The sequence below is a fragment of the Tamlana crocina genome, assembly GCF_012037625.1.
The window spans coordinates 133246-151639 of sequence record NZ_JAAVJS010000007.1 but is presented as its reverse complement, the minus strand read 5'-3'; the positions used below and the strand labels follow the sequence as shown (position 1 = coordinate 151639).

Sequence of the window (18394 nt, the reverse complement as noted above, 5' to 3'; positions counted from 1 at the left end):
TGATGGAAATTACTAATCGTTGCGTTGGGCAACCGCAGTTTTTACAGTGTTGTAGCTTGCTTTTATGGCTTCAAAAACTTTGGTCCTAAAGGATTGGTCGAGTTCGGCCTCAACATCTTCAAGTAAAGCGTTGGCATCAACAACGCCAGTGTTTTTGTCGATTATTCGATTTAATTTTATTTCCCGTTCGGCCTTTTTTAAGAGCGCATCGATATCGGCATCTGTTACCTCTTGGGTTTGTTTGAGTTCGTGAATCTGCGCCACCACATCTTGTATTTTTTGTTCCTCGAATGTTAAAGGTGAATTATTGGGCGATTTGTTTAAAACCTCAGTGTTTGACTTTTCGGGTGCAGAAACAATCTCTGTTTGGGTATTGTTAAAATCTGGAGTAATTGTGCTGGTTTTATTTGCGGCCTTTTCAGTGGGCTGCATTTTCATGGGTTTTGGTTCTGGTTTTTGGGCATCAACCATTTTTACATCTTCAATGTTGTTGTTTGGTATGATCTCGTTCTGTTCAGTTTTTGGAGTTGTAACTATTTTTTGTTCTTTTTCAATCGTGTTATTGGTGCTGAAAAATTGAGTTACCACAAATGCTACACCAATAAAGCTTGCGGCCACGCCCAACCACCAATAAAGTTTGTTGTTATTGGGCTTTAGTTCATTATCCAAACGGTTTGAGAGTCTTTCCCAAGCTTGTTTTGAGGGCTGTAAATTGCGTTTTTCCAGCTTGTTTTTTAACTCCTCTTCGTATTTAAGTGGTGCCATAACTCGTTACTTTATTTATCTTTCTAATTTTTTCCTGAAGCATTTTTCGTGCTTTAAACAGTTGCGATTTTGATGTGCCTTCCGATATGTTGAGCATTTTGGCTATTTCAGGATGTTTGTAGCCTTCAATGGCATACATGATGAAAACCACTTTGTAGCCCTCGGGAAGTCCGTCGATTAATTCTTGAATCATGCTGACTTCAATATCAACATTGATGTGGTCTGCGTAAGCGTCTTGGACCGGAATGTCTTCCATTGAAAACTCAATCTTTTTTTGTTGCCTTAAAAAGGAAATAGACTGACGAACCATAATTTTTCGGATCCACCCTTCAAAACTGCCTTCATTTTTAAAACTGGATAGGTTTTTGAAAACTTTAAAAAAACCATCGAGCATCACGTTTTCGGCATGTTGCAGGTCTTTTATATAGTATCTGCAAACGCTCAACTTTTTTGGAGCATACATCTCAAACAGAACGTGTTGCGCTTCACGATTCTGTTTAACGGCCTTTTTTATAAGCTGCGTTTCGTTTTTATGGAGTTGTATGACTTTCAAAAAAGATTTCATTTTAGCTTTCTATTTATACAGACGCTATTTTTTTACTAAGGGTTGCCTAGGGGTATAATTTTTTTTCAAAATTCAGATTTAAGGTTAAGGATATTAGTGGTTAAAAATGGCTAAAAACAAAGCAACCACCTCGTTTTTGAAGTGGTTGCTTTTTCTATCGTAATAGGGTAATTTTTTTATTTTAAACTACCTACCATATCCTCGGGTTTTACCCATTCGTCGTATTCTTCGGCAGTAACATAGCCTAAATTAATGGCTTCCTCTTTTAAAGTGGTGCCGTTTTTATGGGCCGTGTTTGCTATTTCTGCAGCCTTGTAATAGCCTATTTTAGTGTTTAAAGCCGTAACAAGCATTAATGAATTATTCAATAATTTGGTAATCACATCGTGGTTTGGCTCGATGCCAACAGCACAGTTTTCATCAAAACTTACGCAGGCATTTCCAATAAGTTCAGCCGATTGCAACACATTGGCAGCCATTACTGGTTTGAATACGTTAAGCTCGTAATGACCTTGTAAACCGCCGACAGAAACCGTAACATCGTTACCCATAACTTGGGCACAAACCATAGTTAAAGCTTCACATTGTGTGGGGTTGACTTTTCCGGGCATAATGGAACTTCCTGGTTCGTTGGCAGGAATAATAATTTCTCCAATTCCCGAACGTGGGCCAGAGGCCATCAATCTAATATCGTTGGCTATTTTATTTAAAGACACCGCTAATTGCTTTAAAGCACCATGGGTTTCAACCAGAGCATCGTGCGCCGCTAATGCTTCAAATTTATTGGGAGCCGTTACAAACGGAAGTCCGGTAAACTCAGCAATGTATTCAGCTACACGCTTGCTGTAGCCTTTTGGTGTGTTCAGTCCAGTACCAACGGCAGTTCCGCCAAGTGCCAATTCACTTAAGTGTGCTAAGGTGTTTTCTAGGGCTTTTAACCCGTAATCCAATTGCGCCACGTAACCAGAAAGTTCCTGACCCAAAGTTAAAGGTGTAGCATCCATTAAGTGGGTTCTACCTATCTTAACCACATTTTTAAAGGCATCCGATTTTTTCTTCAGCGTATTGCGCAATTGCTTTACCCCAGGAATGGTAACTTCAACTATTTTCTTGTAAGCAGCAATGTGCATACCGGTAGGAAAGGTGTCGTTTGAAGATTGCGATTTGTTAACGTCATCATTAGGCTGGATGGTTTTCTCGCCTTCGCCAATTACTTTTCCGGCCAATTGGTGCGCGCGGTTGGCAACCACCTCATTAACGTTCATGTTACTCTGCGTACCCGAACCGGTTTGCCAGATTACCAACGGAAATTGGTCGTCGTGCTTGCCTTCTAAAATTTCATCACAAACTTTAGCAATTAAATCACGCTTTTCAACAGGCAACACACCCAACTCACAATTAGTATAAGCAGCGGCTTTTTTTAAGTATGCAAAACCGTAAACAATCTCTAAAGGCATAGAAGCCGCAGGGCCAATTTTAAAGTTGTTTCTGGAACGCTCGGTTTGTGCGCCCCATAGTTTATCGGCAGGTACTTTAACCTCGCCCATGGTGTCTTTTTCTATTCGGTAACTCATTTTGATTGTCATTAAATTTTAAAGCGCTAATTTAATGTTTTTAACAGCTTTAAGTAGTAAAAATTAGAGTTTTTATTAAGGGTTTTTAACATATAAATAACGGTTTATAATTTAAAAACAGCCAACAATTAAGTACATTAGCTTTACAAATATGAACATGTTTTGTGTTTGATTTTAATAACTTTAACTAAATAAAAACAATATTATGGCAACAATTAGATTAGGAGACGAAGCCCCAAATTTTACAGCACAATCTACCGAAGGTGTAATTAATTTTCATGAGTGGCTAGGCGATAGTTGGGGTATACTTTTTTCGCATCCGGCAGATTACACGCCCGTTTGTACTACCGAATTGGGTACTGTGGCAAAATATAAAGAAGAGTTCGAAAAGCGTAACGTAAAAGTGGTAGCACTTAGCGTTGACGGATTGGAATCTCACAAAGGCTGGGTAAACGATATTAACGAAACCCAAAACACTACGGTAAATTTTCCGATTATTGCAGATGAAGACAGAAAAGTTTCTGAACTTTATGACATGATTCACCCCAATGCCAGTGAAAAATTTACGGTGCGCTCGGTATTTGTTATTGGTGACGATAAAAAGGTAAAGTTGATTATTACCTACCCGGCTTCAACCGGAAGAAATTTTGAAGAACTACTTCGTGTCATTGATTCCTTGCAATTAACGGCTTACCATAAAGTGGCCACACCAGCTAACTGGAAGCATGGTGAGGATGTTGTGATTTCACCAGCGGTGACCAATGAGCAAATTCCAGATTTATTTCCAAAAGGACACAAAGAAGTTAAACCGTATTTAAGAATGACCCCACAGCCTAATTTAAATTAGTGGAAAACTCTGTTAATAAATATTACGTCGATATTGTATAACAAATGGCTTTGCACTATCTTTGCGTAAGATTTTTTAAAAGACACTTATTATTATGTTTGATTTTGACCAATATTTAGGCTTTTTAGCATTCTTAACTATCTTAACTATAGGGTTTTGGTTAATGATATTCTTGTTAACTTTTGTAATTCCTTATTGGATTGGAGGTTCGCTAATTGAAAGATTAAAAGAAATTAGAGAAGAAAAGAAAGCGAAACGCGAAGCGGCTCAATAATCACTCTAATATTTAAATAACAAAAAAGGAAGTTCAATTTGAACTTCCTTTTTTGTTTATGACAATGTGATGGGTTAAAACCCCATATCGTCATCATCATCTCCGTTATTCTCACCTCTGTTCCGTTGGTTGCGCTTCTTTTGTTGATTGAAACGGTACATAAACGACACGTTGATTTGGCGTTGCCTCCATTGTCTTTCACTATACCTTTCGTAAGAATCGGTAGTCGTGGTACCTTGGTACTTTCTGGAGTTAAGCAGATCTCGCACGTTTAATGATATGGTTGCATTGTCATTGAAAATCTCCTTACTAAAAGCGAGGTCTATAGATAAAATACCGTCTCGTTCACCTTGCGTACTTTCTCTAGCCCCCATATAAAAGGCGTTGGTCTGCCAGTCTATTTTTGCAGGCAATGTTACTTTACTGCTCAAGCGACCAAACCAACTTGTGTTTTTTACGCTATAGTCTTTACCATTGAAATCACCATCGGTTTCAAATTGAAAAATATTAAAACTAGAATTTAATCTTAGCCATTTTTTGGGATTGTAAAGTAAGCCAAATTCGCCACCTGCTCTTTTGTTGGTCGATAAGTTTACAGGAATAGTCCTAATGATATCGATACCATCAGTGGTTTGCAATCCCGTATTTTCCTCAACACGTTCAAACGAATCGGTTTCGTGTTGGTAATATATCGATGTGGTCAGTGTTAATTTGTCCCAACGTTTTAAATAGCCCAAATCGAAAGCACTGGCAAAAGCTGGGTTTAAGTTGGGGTTGCCCTGCCAAACATTGGTTCTACTGGAACGCGATGGGAAGGGATTGATAAACCAACCACGTGGCCTGTTAATTCTTCTGTTGTAGCCAAACGTAATGCTTTCTTCAGAATCGGTATCGTCATTACCTAAATTATAAATAAGGTTTACTGTAGGGAAGAGGCCCAGGTAGTTGTTGTTAAAATTAGTCTCAATTGGGAAATCGTAAAAATCTTCAAGTTCTTGGGCAGTTAATCTTGAATCTATTTTTCCTTTTAACTGTGTGTTTTCCAAACGCAGTCCTAAAAGAAATGAAAATTGACCAAATTTGGTGCCGTACTGCGAGTAAAAAGCGTTCACGTTTTCGGTATAATCAAAAACATTTGATAGCGCATCGTTTACTTCCAAATTGCCATTGTCTAGGTTTTCTTGTTCCAATAAGTAATCGGTAACCGAATTTTCGAAATTACCCCTGTAACCAGCTTCAAATCTAGAATTTTCACCTATGGGGAGCACATAATCTATTTGAAATAACGATTCGTTTTCGTCTTCATCTTGCGTGATGTTTTCAATTTGAAAAGGTTCGGCACTGGATTGGCTGATAATATAATCTTCGTTATAATATGTAAACTGCTCCTCGTTACCGGTTTCAATTTGAATGTCGGCAGTAAGTTCGTGACCGTTATCATCAAATTTTGTAATGTAATTTAAAGCGAATTGAAAATTTCCGCTATCTTCATTTTCCTTTTCCACACGTCTGGTTTGCTCTACTAAATTATCATCGATAAAACGATCGCTAATGTTTATGCCCGTATCTCTGTCTTGGCCATAACGATAAAAAACAGTACCCGTTAGTGAGGTTTTTTTTGATAGGAAATACTCCATACCAAAGCTGGCATTGTAGTTTCTGTTAAGGCGTTCAACATCTTCGTCTTCACGAACCCTATCAACTTCATCAGCATCAGTGTTAAAATAATCGGTATCACTAAAACTGTTTCTTGGCGAATCAAAATACCTAAAGCCTAAGTTTGAAAATAAGTTGAACTTTTCGGTACGGTAATTAAGGTTGGCTGAAAGCCCAGCGTTATCGGGATTTCCAATGGTTAAATTCACCGAACCGTTAAAGCCTAAAGTTTCTTTTTGTCTTAAAATGATATTTAAAATTCCGGCAGTACCCTCGGCATCGTATCTGGCTGATGGCGAAGTGATCACTTCAACCCGCTCGATAGCTTCGGCGGGCAGTTGGCTCAATACATTGGTGTCGCCAAAACCGGCCATGGCCGAGGGTTTTCCATTTATTAAAATCCTTACATTTTCGTTGCCTCTTAGGCTAATACCACCTTCAATATCGACGGATACGGAAGGCACGTTGTTGAGGGCATCGCTTACGGTGCCACCAGCAGTGGTGAGGTCTTTACCGATATTGTATATTTTTTTATCAAGCTTTATTTCTACGGTAGTTTTTTCGGCAATCACTTCAACGGCTTCGAGGGCTTCCATGTTGATTTCTAGTGGGATAGTTCCCAAATTGAGGTCTTTGGATAATTCTTTGTTTTCGAGTGTGATTTTTTTATACGAAATGTATTCAATGCTAATATCGTAGAGTCCGTTTTTTACTTGGATACTGAATTCTCCTTTTAAATCAGTAATACCGCCTTCAACTATTTTCCCTTCTTCTTTGCTGTAAAATGCCACGGTTGCATATTCCAGGGGCTGTTGGGTTTCTTTGTCGATAACTTTCCCTGAAACAATTATTTTTTTGTCGGGCGGATTTGTGATGCTTTTAGGTTGGGCAAAGGCATTTGAAAAAATAAAAAGAGAAAAGATAGTAACTATGGTTCGGATCATGATTCGGTTTGATTAATACATATAAACACTCAAACTATAGACCGAATTATTGACCTTTAGTTTAAAGCGAAACCTGTTAAATTAAAGTTAATTAAAAAGAAGAAATTTTAAAAATACAATTACAGTATGTCACTAATCTTTTCAGTGGGTCGGCCAATTACAGCTTTATCGCCATTTATCACAATAGGACGCTCAATAAGTTTTGGATTTTTTACCATAGCTGAAATGATTTCAGTGTCATTTAAATCTTTGCCTTTGTAGTTTTCTTTCCAAATGGCTTCATTTTTTCTAACCAACTCAATTGGTGGAATGCCCAATAAATTAATAATGTTTTTAAGTTCGCTTTCGGTGGGCGTATTTTCCAAATATTTCACAACTTCAAAATCTTTTCCTGATTCTTCGAGTAGCGCTAGGCCTTGTCTGGATTTTGTGCATCGGTTGTTATGGTATATGGTAATCATGATAAGTTTATTTGATAGTTTTTTAATGCTTCTTTAAGCTGCTCTGGGTTTTTAAAATGAATGCCGTTAATGCCCAACTGGCGGGCGGCTTCAATATTCCTTAAATTGTCGTCAATAAAAATGGATTTTTCGGGTGTTATATTGAAGCGATTTAAAGTGATGTTGTAAATTTCTTTAAACGGTTTTCTGGTCTTTTCATCGCCAGAAACGACAATGCCTTCAAACCACTTTAAAAACTGAAATCTGTTTTGGGCAATGGGAAAGGTTTCGGAACTCCAGTTTGTTAACGCGACAATTTTAAATGCTTTAGAATCGATTAATTGTTTAAAAGCGTCAACTGTGCCTTCAATGGCGCCACCGAGCATATCTTCCCATTCACCGTAAAACAGCCGAATATATTCTTCGTATTCCGGAAATTTTCTAACCAAATCGTCGGTGGCTTTTGCTAACGGATAGCCACCATCTTGGTTTTCGTTCCAATCGCTAGTACAGATGTTTTCCAAAAACCACTTTGTTTTTTCCTTATCACCATTAAAGGCTTTCAGGAAAACATACTCAGGATTCCAGTCGATTAAAACACCGCCCAAATCAAAAATAATGGTATTAATTTTTGCCATGATTATAGGGTAGAGGAGTCTTCTTCTTTTTGGCCCATCATCATTAAATATGATTTTAAGAAGGCATCAATGTTGCCATCCATAATGGCATCTACATTTCCAGTTTCGTGCCCGGTGCGAACGTCTTTCACTAATTTATATGGATGCATCACATAATTTCGAATCTGGCTGCCCCATTCAATTTTCATTTTTCCGGCTTCAATATCGTCGCGCTGCTCCATTTGCTTTTGCAGTTCGATTTCGTATAACTGTGATTTAAGCATTTGCATGGCCCGGGCGCGGTTGTCGTGCTGCGAACGGGTTTCTGAACAGGATATTTGAATGCCCGTGGGCTTGTGCGTTAACTGCACTTTGGTTTCCACTTTGTTTACGTTCTGTCCGCCAGCACCGCTGGAACGGGCTGTGGTGATTTCGATATCGGCAGGGTTGATTTCAATTTCAATGGTGTCATCAACCAATGGGTAAACATATACAGAGGCAAAACTGGTGTGGCGTTTGGCGTTACTGTCAAACGGGGAAATACGTACCAAACGGTGAACGCCGTTCTCGCCTTTTAGCCAACCAAAGGCAAAATCGCCCTCAATTTCTAAAGTAACGGTTTTGATACCAGCCACGTCACCTTCCTGAAAGTTGAGTTCTTTTACCTTAAATCCATTTTTTTCGGCATACATCAAGTACATGCGCATAAGCATGCTGGCCCAATCGCAGCTTTCGGTACCACCGGCACCAGCTGTAATTTGTAACACGGCGCTCAGACTATCTCCCTCGTCAGAAAGCATGTTTTTGAATTCCAGATTTTCAATAAGCTCTAAGGCTTCCTCAAACTTATTTTCTACGTCTTCAGCACTAGCTTCTTCCTCTTTGAAAAACTCGTAAAGAACTTCGAGGTCGTCCACTAAAGTTTTTGAATCGTTGTAGTCTTTAACCCAACTTTTTTTCTCCCTGAGTGATTTCATGACCAGTTCGGCCTGTTTGGAGTCGTTCCAAAAATTGGGGTCGAAGGTTTGTTCTTCTTCGTTTTGTATTTCTATCAGTTTGGCATCAATGTCAAAGATAGTGCCTAAGTTTGTCTAGGCGGGTGTTAAGATCTTTAATTTGATCGGATGTTATCATTATAATTTGTTTTTTGCAAAAATAGTGTTTAATGGGTAGAAAGTTGGATTATCTAGCTTTTGTTTTTACTGTTAAATATAATTACTATTTTTCGGTTGAATAAAAATAAATTGAAGCCAGATTTAAGTGCTTCGCTACCAGTTTACATGAAAAAAAGCTATACTAAATTTTCTGTGTTACTTCCCGAAGGCGATAGTAACTTGATGCCCTTTGTAGTAAATTGTTTATCCCGAAAAAGAGGGATAGATATCTATGTGATTTCAAATAACCCGAAGGCAGAGGTTAGAAAATCGAATAAAATCAAAAACTTTTCTTGTTACCCAAAGGCAAAATCAGAAGAGGAATGGATTGCTAACTTAAACACAGAAATGAAAAGGTTTAAGATAGATGTTATTTTACCTTTTGATGAGTTTGGGATACAGGCTGCAATTAAATTTAAAAATCAAATTCTACAAAATGAAAAGCTAGTGTTTTTGCCCAGTTTAGAGCATTTTTTGCTATCGAACAACAAAGGCGCTTTGGCTCAGCATATGAAAGAGCATGGTGTTCCCGCTCCAAGTACGTTTCTGTTTGAAAAATACGAGATTTGCAAAAAATCACCAATAGAGTTCCCCGTTATATTAAAACCCCTTGAGGGCTATGGAGGTGGCCGTGGTATCCATAAATTTGAAGATGAAGATTCCATGCGGTCGTTTTATTCTTCAAATAGCATGGAAGTGCCTTATTTGATTCAAAGTTACATTGAAGGTTACGATATTGATTGCAGCGTTTTGTGTAAAAAAGGAGAAATTTTGGCATATACCATTCAAAAAGGCTTTTTAGCTGGGACTGAAAAATTTGGGCCCAATGTAGGGGTTGAATTTTTATACAGGGATGACATGTTTAGCGTGGTGAAGCGTTTAATGAAATCATTAGATTGGAATGGTGTGGCCCATATAGATATGCGGTACGACAAAAGCGATGGGAGCTACAAAGTTGTTGAAATCAACCCTAGGTTTTGGGAAACCACCGAAGCTTCCGAAATTGCTGGTATAAATTTCCCTTTTTTGTACTGCTTGTCCTTTTTGGGAGTTGAGTTTAACCAGCCGAAGTTTCAACAAACTAAGTTTTTAAATTTAATAGGATTGAGTAAATCCATAAAAAAGAACAAGTGGTTTGTATTCAACCTAAAATTTATTCTTGGAAATACGCCATTAAAATATTATTTAACAGATCCAAAACCTATGTTGAATATTGTTTTTAATAAGTTGAAAAGTATTTGGGCTAACTAAAGGGCGCTAGTTTTACCTGGTGATTTCCTTTGTTACGGATTTGTATGAAGTTGCGATAAAAAAAAATAGTCTAGCTTATTATTCCTACAAACTTAAGACTGTCTTCTATAAAATATTCTAAACCTTTACTCTCAAAAATAGTGTCGATAACCATCGATAACCCTAAAAAAGCAAGTGCGGCGAGCAGAATATAATGATGGTTTGTCATTAAAATGGTTTTATAAAGTTTAATGATATACCAAAAGGCAAAAGACGCATATAATACGAATATGATTTTTTCTGAAAAGCTGTAAGGAAGGATGTAAAATATGCCATAATCGTGAATCATAAAAAAATCATCGAACAATAAAATTGTTGTGAAAACCCCAGAGTATAATAAGAATGAAGCATGTTTTCTTTGTGAATTATAAATGATTATTCCTGAAAAGAAGTAAATGCATGCAGCGCAACACCATAGTAAAACGCCTAAGTTAGAAAGAACACCTATAAAAGGATTCACTTGAAAATCTAAGAAACTGAACTTGAAATTAAGTCTATCAAAAAAATATTTTGGGTATTCTACTTAAACAAATCCATCCCCGGAATATTAGGCATGCCTTCCTTAGCTACCGCTGCCAGCTCGGCTTCATTCACTTTGGTAGCTTTTTCAATGGCTTTGTTTAGGGTAAGGATTAAGTAGTCTTCAAGCTGCTCTTTGTCTTCAAGCAATTCGTCGGCCATTTCAATAGATTTTATGGTTCGGTTGGCCGTTAAAGTAATTTTTAACTTTCCGTCGTTACTGCTTTCATCAACCAAAACAGTATCCAATCGCTTTTTGGTTTCCTCAACTTTCTTTTGGGTTTCTTTTAATTTGCCCATCATATTCATCATATCACCAAACATATCTTTTAATTTTAAGGTTATCATGCAAAACTATATAAATTTCCTATTTTTGAGCCCTTAAATTTGAAGAATAAAATTGTTTCCATTGAAAACTATCATACAAGCGCCTGTAGCAAAAAAAATACCTCAAACATTAAGTATTCATGGCGATACCAGAATAGATAATTATTATTGGTTGAACGATCGCGAAAACCCCGAGGTTATAGACTACCTAAATGCTGAAAACGCTTATACGAAGCAGCAAATGGAGCACACCGAGGCGTTTCAAAAGCAGTTGTTTGAAGAAATGAAAGGCAGGATAAAGGAAGATGATACTTCGGTGCCATATAAACTCAACAGATACTGGTATTTAACGCGTTACGAAAAAGGAAAGGATTACCCTATTTATGCTCGAAAAAAGGACTCTTTGGATGCACCGGAAGAAATTTTGTTCGATTGTAACCAAATGGCTGATGGACACGCTTATTTTAATTTAGGAAGTATAGCCATTAGTCCCGATAATACCATGGCGGCCTTTTCGGTGGATACCGTGAGCAGGCGCCAATACAACATTCAGGTTAAAAATTTAGTGACAGGCGAGGTGTTCTCCGATAAAATTTTGAATACCACCGGTAGTGTGGTTTGGGCCAACGATAACAAAACTTTGTTTTATGCGATGAAGGACGAAGTAACCCTTCGTTCGCATAAAATCTTTAAGCACGAATTGCATACTGATACCAAAACTGATGTAGAGGTGTACCACGAAACCGATGAAACTTTCCATACGTTTGTGTATAAGTGTAAATCGAAAAAGTACATTGTTATTGGCTCGTCTAGCACGTTGTCTTCTGAATACAGGGTGCTTAATGCCGATACGCCGAATGGCGATTTTAGGGTCATTCAAGAGCGTATGCCCGATATGGAATATTCGGTATCTCATTATAACGATAGTTTCTATATTATTTCGAATGCCGATGGTGCTACCAATTTCAAACTTTCAAAAACCGATGAAAATAATACAGGAATTGAACATTGGAAAGACGTTATTCCGCACAGAAAAGAAGTGCTTTTAGAGGATATCGAAATTTTTAAAAATTATTTGGTGCTGAATGAGCGGGAAAACGGACTCAATAAATTACGAATAATGAGTTGGGACGGTAGTGAAGACTATTACTTACCGTTCGATTCTGAAACTTATACGGCTTACGTGGGGAATAATCCCGATTTTGAAAGCCCGGTGCTTCGTTATGTGTACAACTCCTTAACCTCCCCAACTGCGGTTATCGATTATAATTTCGAAACGAAACAAAGTGAAATAAAAAAAGAACAACAAGTTTTAGGCGGTACGTTTAACAAAGAAAACTACGAATCAAAGCGTGTATGGGCTGCCGCAAGAGATGGGGTGAAAATCCCTATTTCGTTGGTGTACAGAAAAGGAGTGAAGCTGGATGGCTCCAATCCGTTGTTGCAATACGCTTATGGTTCTTACGGCTCTACCATAGATCCTTCATTTTCTAGCATCCGATTGAGTTTATTGGATCGCGGGTTCATTTACGCCATTGCACATATTCGTGGGGGTGAATATTTGGGGCGCGATTGGTACGAAAACGGAAAATTGTTGACCAAAAAGAACACCTTCACCGATTTTATTGATTGCTCAAAATACTTAATCGCAGAAAAATATACATCCAATAAGCATTTGTACGCTTATGGCGGTTCGGCAGGAGGGTTGCTTATGGGGGCTGTAATTAATATGAACCCTGAACTTTATAACGGGGTTTTGGCAGCAGTACCGTTTGTCGATGTAGTAACTACCATGTTAGATGACACTATCCCTTTAACAACTGGAGAATATGACGAATGGGGAAACCCCAATCAAAAGAAATTTTATGATTATATGAAGTCGTATTCACCTTATGATAATGTAGAAGCCAAAGAATATCCAAATATGTTGGTTACCACCGGTTTACACGATTCGCAGGTGCAATACTGGGAGCCAGCAAAGTGGGTGGCCAAATTAAGGGAACTTAAAACAGACGATAACAAATTGTTGTTGCACACCGATATGGATGCAGGGCATGGTGGTGCTTCAGGGCGTTTTGAGAGTTTAAAGGAAGTGGCCCTAGAGTACGCCTTTTTACTAGATTTAGAAGGAATTCATGGTCAGTAAAAAAAAAAGTTTTATTTTTGTTCGATTTTAGGCTGCATTTTCATTTGAAAAAATGGGCAGTTTTTAAAAAGCTTATATGGAACACAGAAATCAAGTATTTGATAATGTATTAGATTTAGTAGGCAACACACCGCTTGTTAAACTCAATAGAATAGCTTCCAAATTTGATGGCGATTTTTATGCAAAGGTTGAATCTTTCAATCCGGGGCATTCTTCAAAAGACAGAATAGCACTTTACATCATTGAACAAGCCGAAAAACAAGGCATTCTTTCTCCTGGTGATACCATTATAGAAACTACTTCCGGTAATACGGGGTTCAGTATAGCTATGGTGAGTATCATAAAGGGCTACGATTGTGTTTTGGCGGTAAGTTCAAAATCGTCGCCAGATAAGATTGATATGCTAAAAACCATGGGGGCAAAGGTTTATGTTTGTCCGGCGCATGTTAGTGCAGATGATCCACGTTCATATTATCAGGTGGCCAGAAGGCTCCATGAGGAAATGAAGGGATCTATTTATATTAATCAATACTTCAATCAGTTGAATATTGATGCTCATTACCATTCCACAGGACCAGAAATATGGAAGCAAACCGAAGGGAAAATCACGCATTTGGTAGCTTGTAGTGGTACAGGTGGGACTATTTCGGGGACAGCGAAGTACTTGAAGGAGCAAAACCCCAATATTAAAATTATTGGTGTAGATGCCTATGGCTCAGTATTGAAAAAATACCACGAAACCCGCGAGTTTGATGAAAAGGAGATTTACCCATACCGAATTGAAGGTTTAGGGAAGAATTTAATTCCAGCGGCCACGGATTTCGATGTTATTGATGAGTTTGTAAAAGTAACTGATGAAGATAGTGCGCATACAGCGAGATTAATTGCAAAGACCGAAGGTATGTTTGTTGGATACACTTCCGGTGCAGCAACGCAGGCTTTATTGCAGTTAGGAGAGGAAAATCGGTTTAAAAAAGATGATTATGTGGTGGTGGTTTATCCCGATCACGGCGCACGTTATATGAGCAAGGTTTATAGTGATAAGTGGATGGAAGACCAAGGTTTCTTTGACAGTGTTAATGAGGCTTCGGCGCAAAACATTCAGTACATAAAATAAGAGAAATATCAAGCAAATGAAAGAGGTGTTTTTGCAACAACAGCAAAATAGCATCTCTTTTTTTATTTTATCGATAATTGAACAATAAAAATTATGTTCAAAGCAGATAAATATTTAATTTTGCACGAACTAACTAAGAGCTAAAGCTTTCTTTGAATTTTCTAAACACCAGGTGTTGTATTCCCATAAAGCGTTTATTTGGTTGTGGTTACGTTTTAACTTTAATTAGCAATAAGAAGATTTTAGTAAATGAAGGATTTATTTGATAAGATTTACAAAGACAAAGGGCCATTAGGAAAATGGGCGTCCCAAGCCGAAGGTTACTTTGTGTTTCCTAAATTGGAAGGAGAAATTTCTAACCGAATGAAATTTCAAGGAAAAGAAGTGATTACTTGGAGTATAAATGACTATTTAGGCCTGGCCAATCACCCAGAGGTAAGAAAAGTAGATGCTGAAGCGGCCGCTCAATACGGGTCGGCTTACCCTATGGGAGCACGAATGATGTCTGGGCATACCGATTTGCACGAGAAACTTCAAGATGAATTGGCTTCCTTTGTAAAAAAAGATGCAGCTTATCTTTTAAACTTTGGTTACCAAGGTATGGTGTCTACAATTGATGCACTTGTGGCCAAAGACGATATTATTGTTTACGATGTAGATGCCCATGCCTGTATTATTGATGGGGTTCGCCTTCACATGGGGAAACGCTTTACATACAAACATAACGATGTAGAGAGTTTAGAGAAGAATTTGGAGCGTGCCACAAAAATGGCCGAGCAAACTGGAGGAGGAATTTTGGTGATTTCTGAAGGTGTGTTTGGTATGCGTGGAGAGCAAGGAAGGTTAAAAGAAATAGCCGCACTTAAAAAGAAATACAAATTTAGATTGTTTGTTGATGATGCCCATGGTTTCGGTACTTTAGGTGCCACAGGAGCAGGAGCAGGCGAAGAGCAAGGTGTTCAGGACGATATCGATGTGTACTTTGCTACTTTTGCAAAATCGTTGGCTAGTACAGGAGCTTTTATTGCCGGTGACCAAGAAATTATCGACTACTTAAAGTACAATTTACGCTCGCAAATGTTCGCCAAATCATTGCAAATGCAATTGGTAGTTGGTGCATTGAAACGTTTGGAAATGTTAAAAACTATGCCCGAGTTAAAAGCGAAGCTTTGGGAGAATGTCAATGCATTGCAATCAGGTTTAAAGGAGCGTGGTTTTGATATAGGAACCACCCAAAGTTGTGTAACGCCGGTATATTTAAAAGGAAGCATTCCTGAGGCCATGGCTTTGGTTAAGGACTTGCGTGAAAACTATGGAATATTCTGTTCTATAGTGGTTTATCCGGTGATACCTAAAGGAATGATTTTACTTCGTTTAATTCCTACAGCAACACATACTTTAGAGGATGTGCGTGAAACACTTGATGCTTTTGATGCTATTAGAGACCGATTGAACAACGGAACATACAAGCGTCTTTCTGCAGCAGTAATGGCTGCTATGGGCGAGTAAGAGAAGAGTTTATATAGAATAAAAAAATCCGATTCATTAATTGAATCGGATTTTTTTTTATGCTTAATAATCTTTCCTAAAGGTTTTTCTGCGTTTGTAAACTTCTGGATTAAAATGTTTCCATATTTTCTTTATGGCTTCATTGTCTTCCAACTCGGGCGTTCTGTAGCACATTTCAATGCCTTTCTGTTTAAAGGTGTGGTAGTATTCGTTAAAAATAACGGCGTGCACCCCTTTGTTTTGGTAATCGGGGTGTACCCCAATCAAGTAAAAACTAGCATCTTTACTGTGTTTTTTAGCATGAAGAATATGGCGGAAACCAAACGGAAACAGCTTTCCATTCATTTTTTGCAGAGCTTTTGAAAACGATGGCATCACAATGGCGAAAGCAATCATTTCGTCGTTTTCATCCATTACAAACTTGATGTATTCAGGGTTGATGAAACCGATGAATTTCTTTTTGAAATACGCTTTTTGGATGTCGTTAATAGCAACAAACGACGAAAGTTTGGCGTAGGTTTCGTTAAAAAGGTCGAACATTTTGTCGGCATAAGGCATCACATCTTTTGTCGACGTGAAGTCTATGGCTTTCACTTTATATCGTCTTTTTATAAGTTCGTTCGCCTTGAGGAAAAACTCTGGTTTTACATTTGAAAATGGAAATCGGCTCTCTCCATAAGATTTCTCAATCTTATAGTTTGCTGCTTCATAATGTTTTTGGTAGTACGGATGGTTGTACCAAGTAATCATGGAGCCTATGGTGTCGAACCCTTCTGTTAATACCCCAACTTTGTCTAAATTTGAAAATCCAACGGGGCCTTCAACAAAATCTAAGTTGTGTTCCTTTCCAATGGCTTCTACTTGCTCGAGCAGGGTTTTCGATACTTCTAAATCATCAATAAAATCGAACCATCCAAAACGCATTTTTCGTTGGTTTTGCCCGTTTATTTCCAGCCAGTTGGTAATGGCGGCAATTCGGCCAACAATTTCGTTGTTTTTGTAGGCAAGAAATAAGCGGGCTTCGGCATCATTAAAAACAGGGTTTTCATTCTTGTCGAAGGTTTTCATTTCCTGGCTGATAATAGGAGGAACCCAATATTTAGAGTCTTTATAGAGTTTAAATGGAAATTTCACAAAAGCTTTAAGCTCTTTTTTCGTTTTTACTTCTTTGAGTATTACCATTGTGTTTGGCAGTGTTGGTTTTATGTTAGTTGAAATCTATTTCTGTTTTTTTTCTTCTTTGGACCGGCTCACTGGCATCATCTTTTTTGTGTTTTTTTGAGGCTCTGTTTCGGTTGTTTCGTCGTTGTAGTTCATCTTCCATTGAGGTGCCATTATCCACTTCTTTATCTTTATGGAAGTCTAGACGGTAAGACATTCCAAAATTCACACTGAAAACAGAAGGTGTGTCTTTGGTGTTGAAAGTTAGTGCCGTATCCAATTGGAAATCCTTCCCAAGCAAGTAGGCGCCACCAAACCTAAACAGATTGTCGGCATAAAAATCGCTCTTAATGCCTTGTGTTTCGCCAAAAATAACCCATTTCGGACTGAAAGAATGCGTTAAGGTTAAAATATATTGAAAATCGGACTGGTCGGTACCGATGCGGTCTTTAATCAGATTCATCACAAAAACCCATCCGCCCGAAAAGTTGTTTTGGGTGGCAATCATCACTTTCGGGCTAAAACCTTCAATGCCGGGGGCGGTGTATGGGTTGTTTTCGGTATCATAGTTAGCACCCGCATAAATGGCAACGGCAGGAATTAAGGTTTTCCATTTAAATTGCCGGTTGGCTTTCCAGCTGTAAAGATTGGGTTTGTCTTCTTCTGCATTTTTATAAGGGTCGTAAAGTAGGTATTTTGCCCCAATGGCTGCAAACTTAAAATTGGCGCGTTCTTCTTCAGCATTAAAGTTCGATGCAAATGTTTTGGTGTCATTTTGGTAGGTGCCTTCAATGTTAATTTCCAGTTGTTCAAAAAACAGTCCGTAGCGAGCGGCAAAATCAATTCCGAAACCGGAAACATCGTATGCTGGGGCAGGAGTGCGCTCTTCTTTAATGATATAGGGACCAACTTCCAATTGGGCTACATTGGTGCCTACTGAAAAGGCGCTCCGTGAAACACCGGGGCGGTTGGAATTAATAACATCTGTATATTGCGAAAAGCCTTGGAGAGCTGTGAGGCTTAATAAAACGAGTAAAGCAGATTTCGATGGGGTCATAAATTGTAGGTTTGCTAAATCTTGTGAGATTTTGGTTAAAAGCATTTCCAAATATAGATATTTTATAGATTTTTTATCATTTTTCAACTGTAATTAAACCAGTAGAATTGTATTTTTGTTATAAATTTCAAACAAAAAGAAAATGGGTTTATTAAGAACCATACTCATTATAGCTCTGGTTTATTATGGCATAAAAATATTATCAAGGATTTTTGCGCCTTTTTTAGTGAAATATGCCGCAAAAAAAGCAGAGGAACGCTTTGGAGGTCAGTTCGGTAACTTTCAAAATACTAACAGAAGAGAAAATGTAAAAAAAGAAGGTGAGGTAACCATTGATAAAATCCCGAATAGGAAAACTTCAAATAAAGAGGTTGGGGATTATGTCGATTTCGAAGAAATTGATTAATTTTCGATTTCATTTTCTTAAAAAAA

General features: G+C 38.0%; 17 protein-coding genes. 7 read left to right on the top strand and 10 right to left on the bottom strand.

The genetic code is table 11. The features are described from left to right. Positions 1 to 12: 12 nt before the first annotated feature. From HC176_RS06905 to fumC, 3 genes are all read right to left on the bottom strand, one after another. Positions 13 to 765 (bottom strand): hypothetical protein, encoded by a 753-nt coding sequence (locus HC176_RS06905; protein ID WP_167917457.1) that lies wholly within the window; start codon positions 763 to 765, stop codon positions 13 to 15. Further along, positions 752 to 1318, bottom strand: a complete 567-nt coding sequence (locus HC176_RS06900; protein WP_167917456.1) for an RNA polymerase sigma factor — start codon at positions 1316 to 1318, stop codon at positions 752 to 754. The genes HC176_RS06905 and HC176_RS06900 overlap by 14 nt, the downstream gene beginning before the upstream one ends. Positions 1319 to 1506: 188 nt before the next feature. After that, positions 1507 to 2904, bottom strand: coding sequence for a class II fumarate hydratase (gene fumC, locus HC176_RS06895; RefSeq protein ID WP_167917478.1), 1398 nt, complete (start codon positions 2902 to 2904; stop codon positions 1507 to 1509). Positions 2905 to 3109: 205 nt separating this feature from the next. On the opposite strand from fumC, the gene HC176_RS06890 reads away from it, so the two are divergent. Further along, a complete protein-coding gene (locus tag HC176_RS06890; protein WP_167917455.1) occupies positions 3110 to 3751 on the top strand; it encodes a peroxiredoxin in 642 nt (213 codons plus the stop codon). Positions 3752 to 3845: 94 nt separating this feature from the next. Beyond that, the gene (locus HC176_RS06885) at positions 3846 to 4025 is read left to right on the top strand and encodes an ATP synthase subunit B family protein (RefSeq protein ID WP_167917454.1); all 180 of its coding nucleotides are present in this window, start codon (positions 3846 to 3848) and stop codon (positions 4023 to 4025) included. 74 nt (positions 4026 to 4099) lie between these two features. Here the strand turns inward: HC176_RS06885 and HC176_RS06880 are convergent, their stop codons facing one another. The 4 genes from HC176_RS06880 to prfB all read right to left on the bottom strand — a co-directional run bounded on the left by HC176_RS06880 (position 4100) and on the right by prfB (position 8816). Beyond that, positions 4100 to 6625: a TonB-dependent receptor gene (locus HC176_RS06880; protein WP_167917453.1), complete on the bottom strand. Its 2526-nt coding sequence runs from the start codon at positions 6623 to 6625 to the stop codon at positions 4100 to 4102. A 119-nt stretch (positions 6626 to 6744) separates the two neighbouring features. Next, positions 6745 to 7086, bottom strand: coding sequence for an arsenate reductase (glutaredoxin) (arsC, locus tag HC176_RS06875; protein ID WP_167917452.1), 342 nt, complete (start codon positions 7084 to 7086; stop codon positions 6745 to 6747). Next, on the bottom strand, positions 7083 to 7703 hold the full coding sequence (locus HC176_RS06870; RefSeq protein ID WP_167917451.1) for an HAD family hydrolase: 621 nt from the start codon (positions 7701 to 7703) through the stop codon (positions 7083 to 7085). The genes arsC and HC176_RS06870 overlap by 4 nt, the downstream gene beginning before the upstream one ends. A gap of 2 nt (positions 7704 to 7705) precedes the next feature. Further along, positions 7706 to 8816, bottom strand: a protein-coding gene (prfB, locus tag HC176_RS06865; RefSeq protein WP_167917450.1) for a peptide chain release factor 2 whose coding sequence is annotated in 2 segments (ribosomal slippage) — positions 7706 to 8752 and positions 8754 to 8816 — 1110 coding nt in all. Because the reading frame shifts where the segments join, the coding sequence is not laid out codon by codon here. 110 nt (positions 8817 to 8926) lie between these two features. Here prfB and HC176_RS06860 point away from each other — a divergent pair. After that, the gene (locus HC176_RS06860; RefSeq protein WP_167917449.1) at positions 8927 to 10087 is read left to right on the top strand and encodes an ATP-grasp domain-containing protein; all 1161 of its coding nucleotides are present in this window, start codon (positions 8927 to 8929) and stop codon (positions 10085 to 10087) included. 558 nt (positions 10088 to 10645) lie between these two features. Here the strand turns inward: HC176_RS06860 and HC176_RS06855 are convergent. Then, positions 10646 to 10969, bottom strand: coding sequence for a YbaB/EbfC family nucleoid-associated protein (locus HC176_RS06855; protein ID WP_167917477.1), 324 nt, complete (start codon positions 10967 to 10969; stop codon positions 10646 to 10648). 85 nt (positions 10970 to 11054) lie between these two features. Between HC176_RS06855 and HC176_RS06850 the strand changes: the two genes are divergently transcribed. From HC176_RS06850 to capB, 3 genes are all read left to right on the top strand, one after another. Further along, on the top strand, positions 11055 to 13118 hold the full coding sequence (locus HC176_RS06850; RefSeq protein ID WP_209309679.1) for a S9 family peptidase: 2064 nt from the start codon (positions 11055 to 11057) through the stop codon (positions 13116 to 13118). A gap of 76 nt (positions 13119 to 13194) precedes the next feature. After that, positions 13195 to 14235 (top strand): cysteate synthase, encoded by a 1041-nt coding sequence (gene capA / locus HC176_RS06845; RefSeq protein WP_167917448.1) that lies wholly within the window; start codon positions 13195 to 13197, stop codon positions 14233 to 14235. Between the two features lie 249 nt (positions 14236 to 14484). After that, the gene (gene capB / locus HC176_RS06840; protein WP_167917447.1) at positions 14485 to 15744 is read left to right on the top strand and encodes a cysteate-C-fatty acyltransferase; all 1260 of its coding nucleotides are present in this window, start codon (positions 14485 to 14487) and stop codon (positions 15742 to 15744) included. Between the two features lie 63 nt (positions 15745 to 15807). Here capB and HC176_RS06835 read toward each other — a convergent pair whose 3' ends face one another. Both HC176_RS06835 and HC176_RS06830 read right to left on the bottom strand, forming a co-directional pair. After that, entirely contained in the window at positions 15808 to 16926 is a 1119-nt protein-coding gene (locus HC176_RS06835; RefSeq protein ID WP_167917446.1) for a GTP cyclohydrolase, read from the bottom strand. 25 nt (positions 16927 to 16951) lie between these two features. Next, on the bottom strand, positions 16952 to 17962 hold the full coding sequence (locus HC176_RS06830; RefSeq protein ID WP_167917475.1) for a transporter: 1011 nt from the start codon (positions 17960 to 17962) through the stop codon (positions 16952 to 16954). A 142-nt stretch (positions 17963 to 18104) separates the two neighbouring features. On the opposite strand from HC176_RS06830, the gene HC176_RS06825 reads away from it, so the two are divergent. Continuing rightward, on the top strand, positions 18105 to 18368 hold the full coding sequence (locus tag HC176_RS06825; RefSeq protein ID WP_167917445.1) for a DUF4834 family protein: 264 nt from the start codon (positions 18105 to 18107) through the stop codon (positions 18366 to 18368). Positions 18369 to 18394 lie beyond the last annotated feature (26 nt).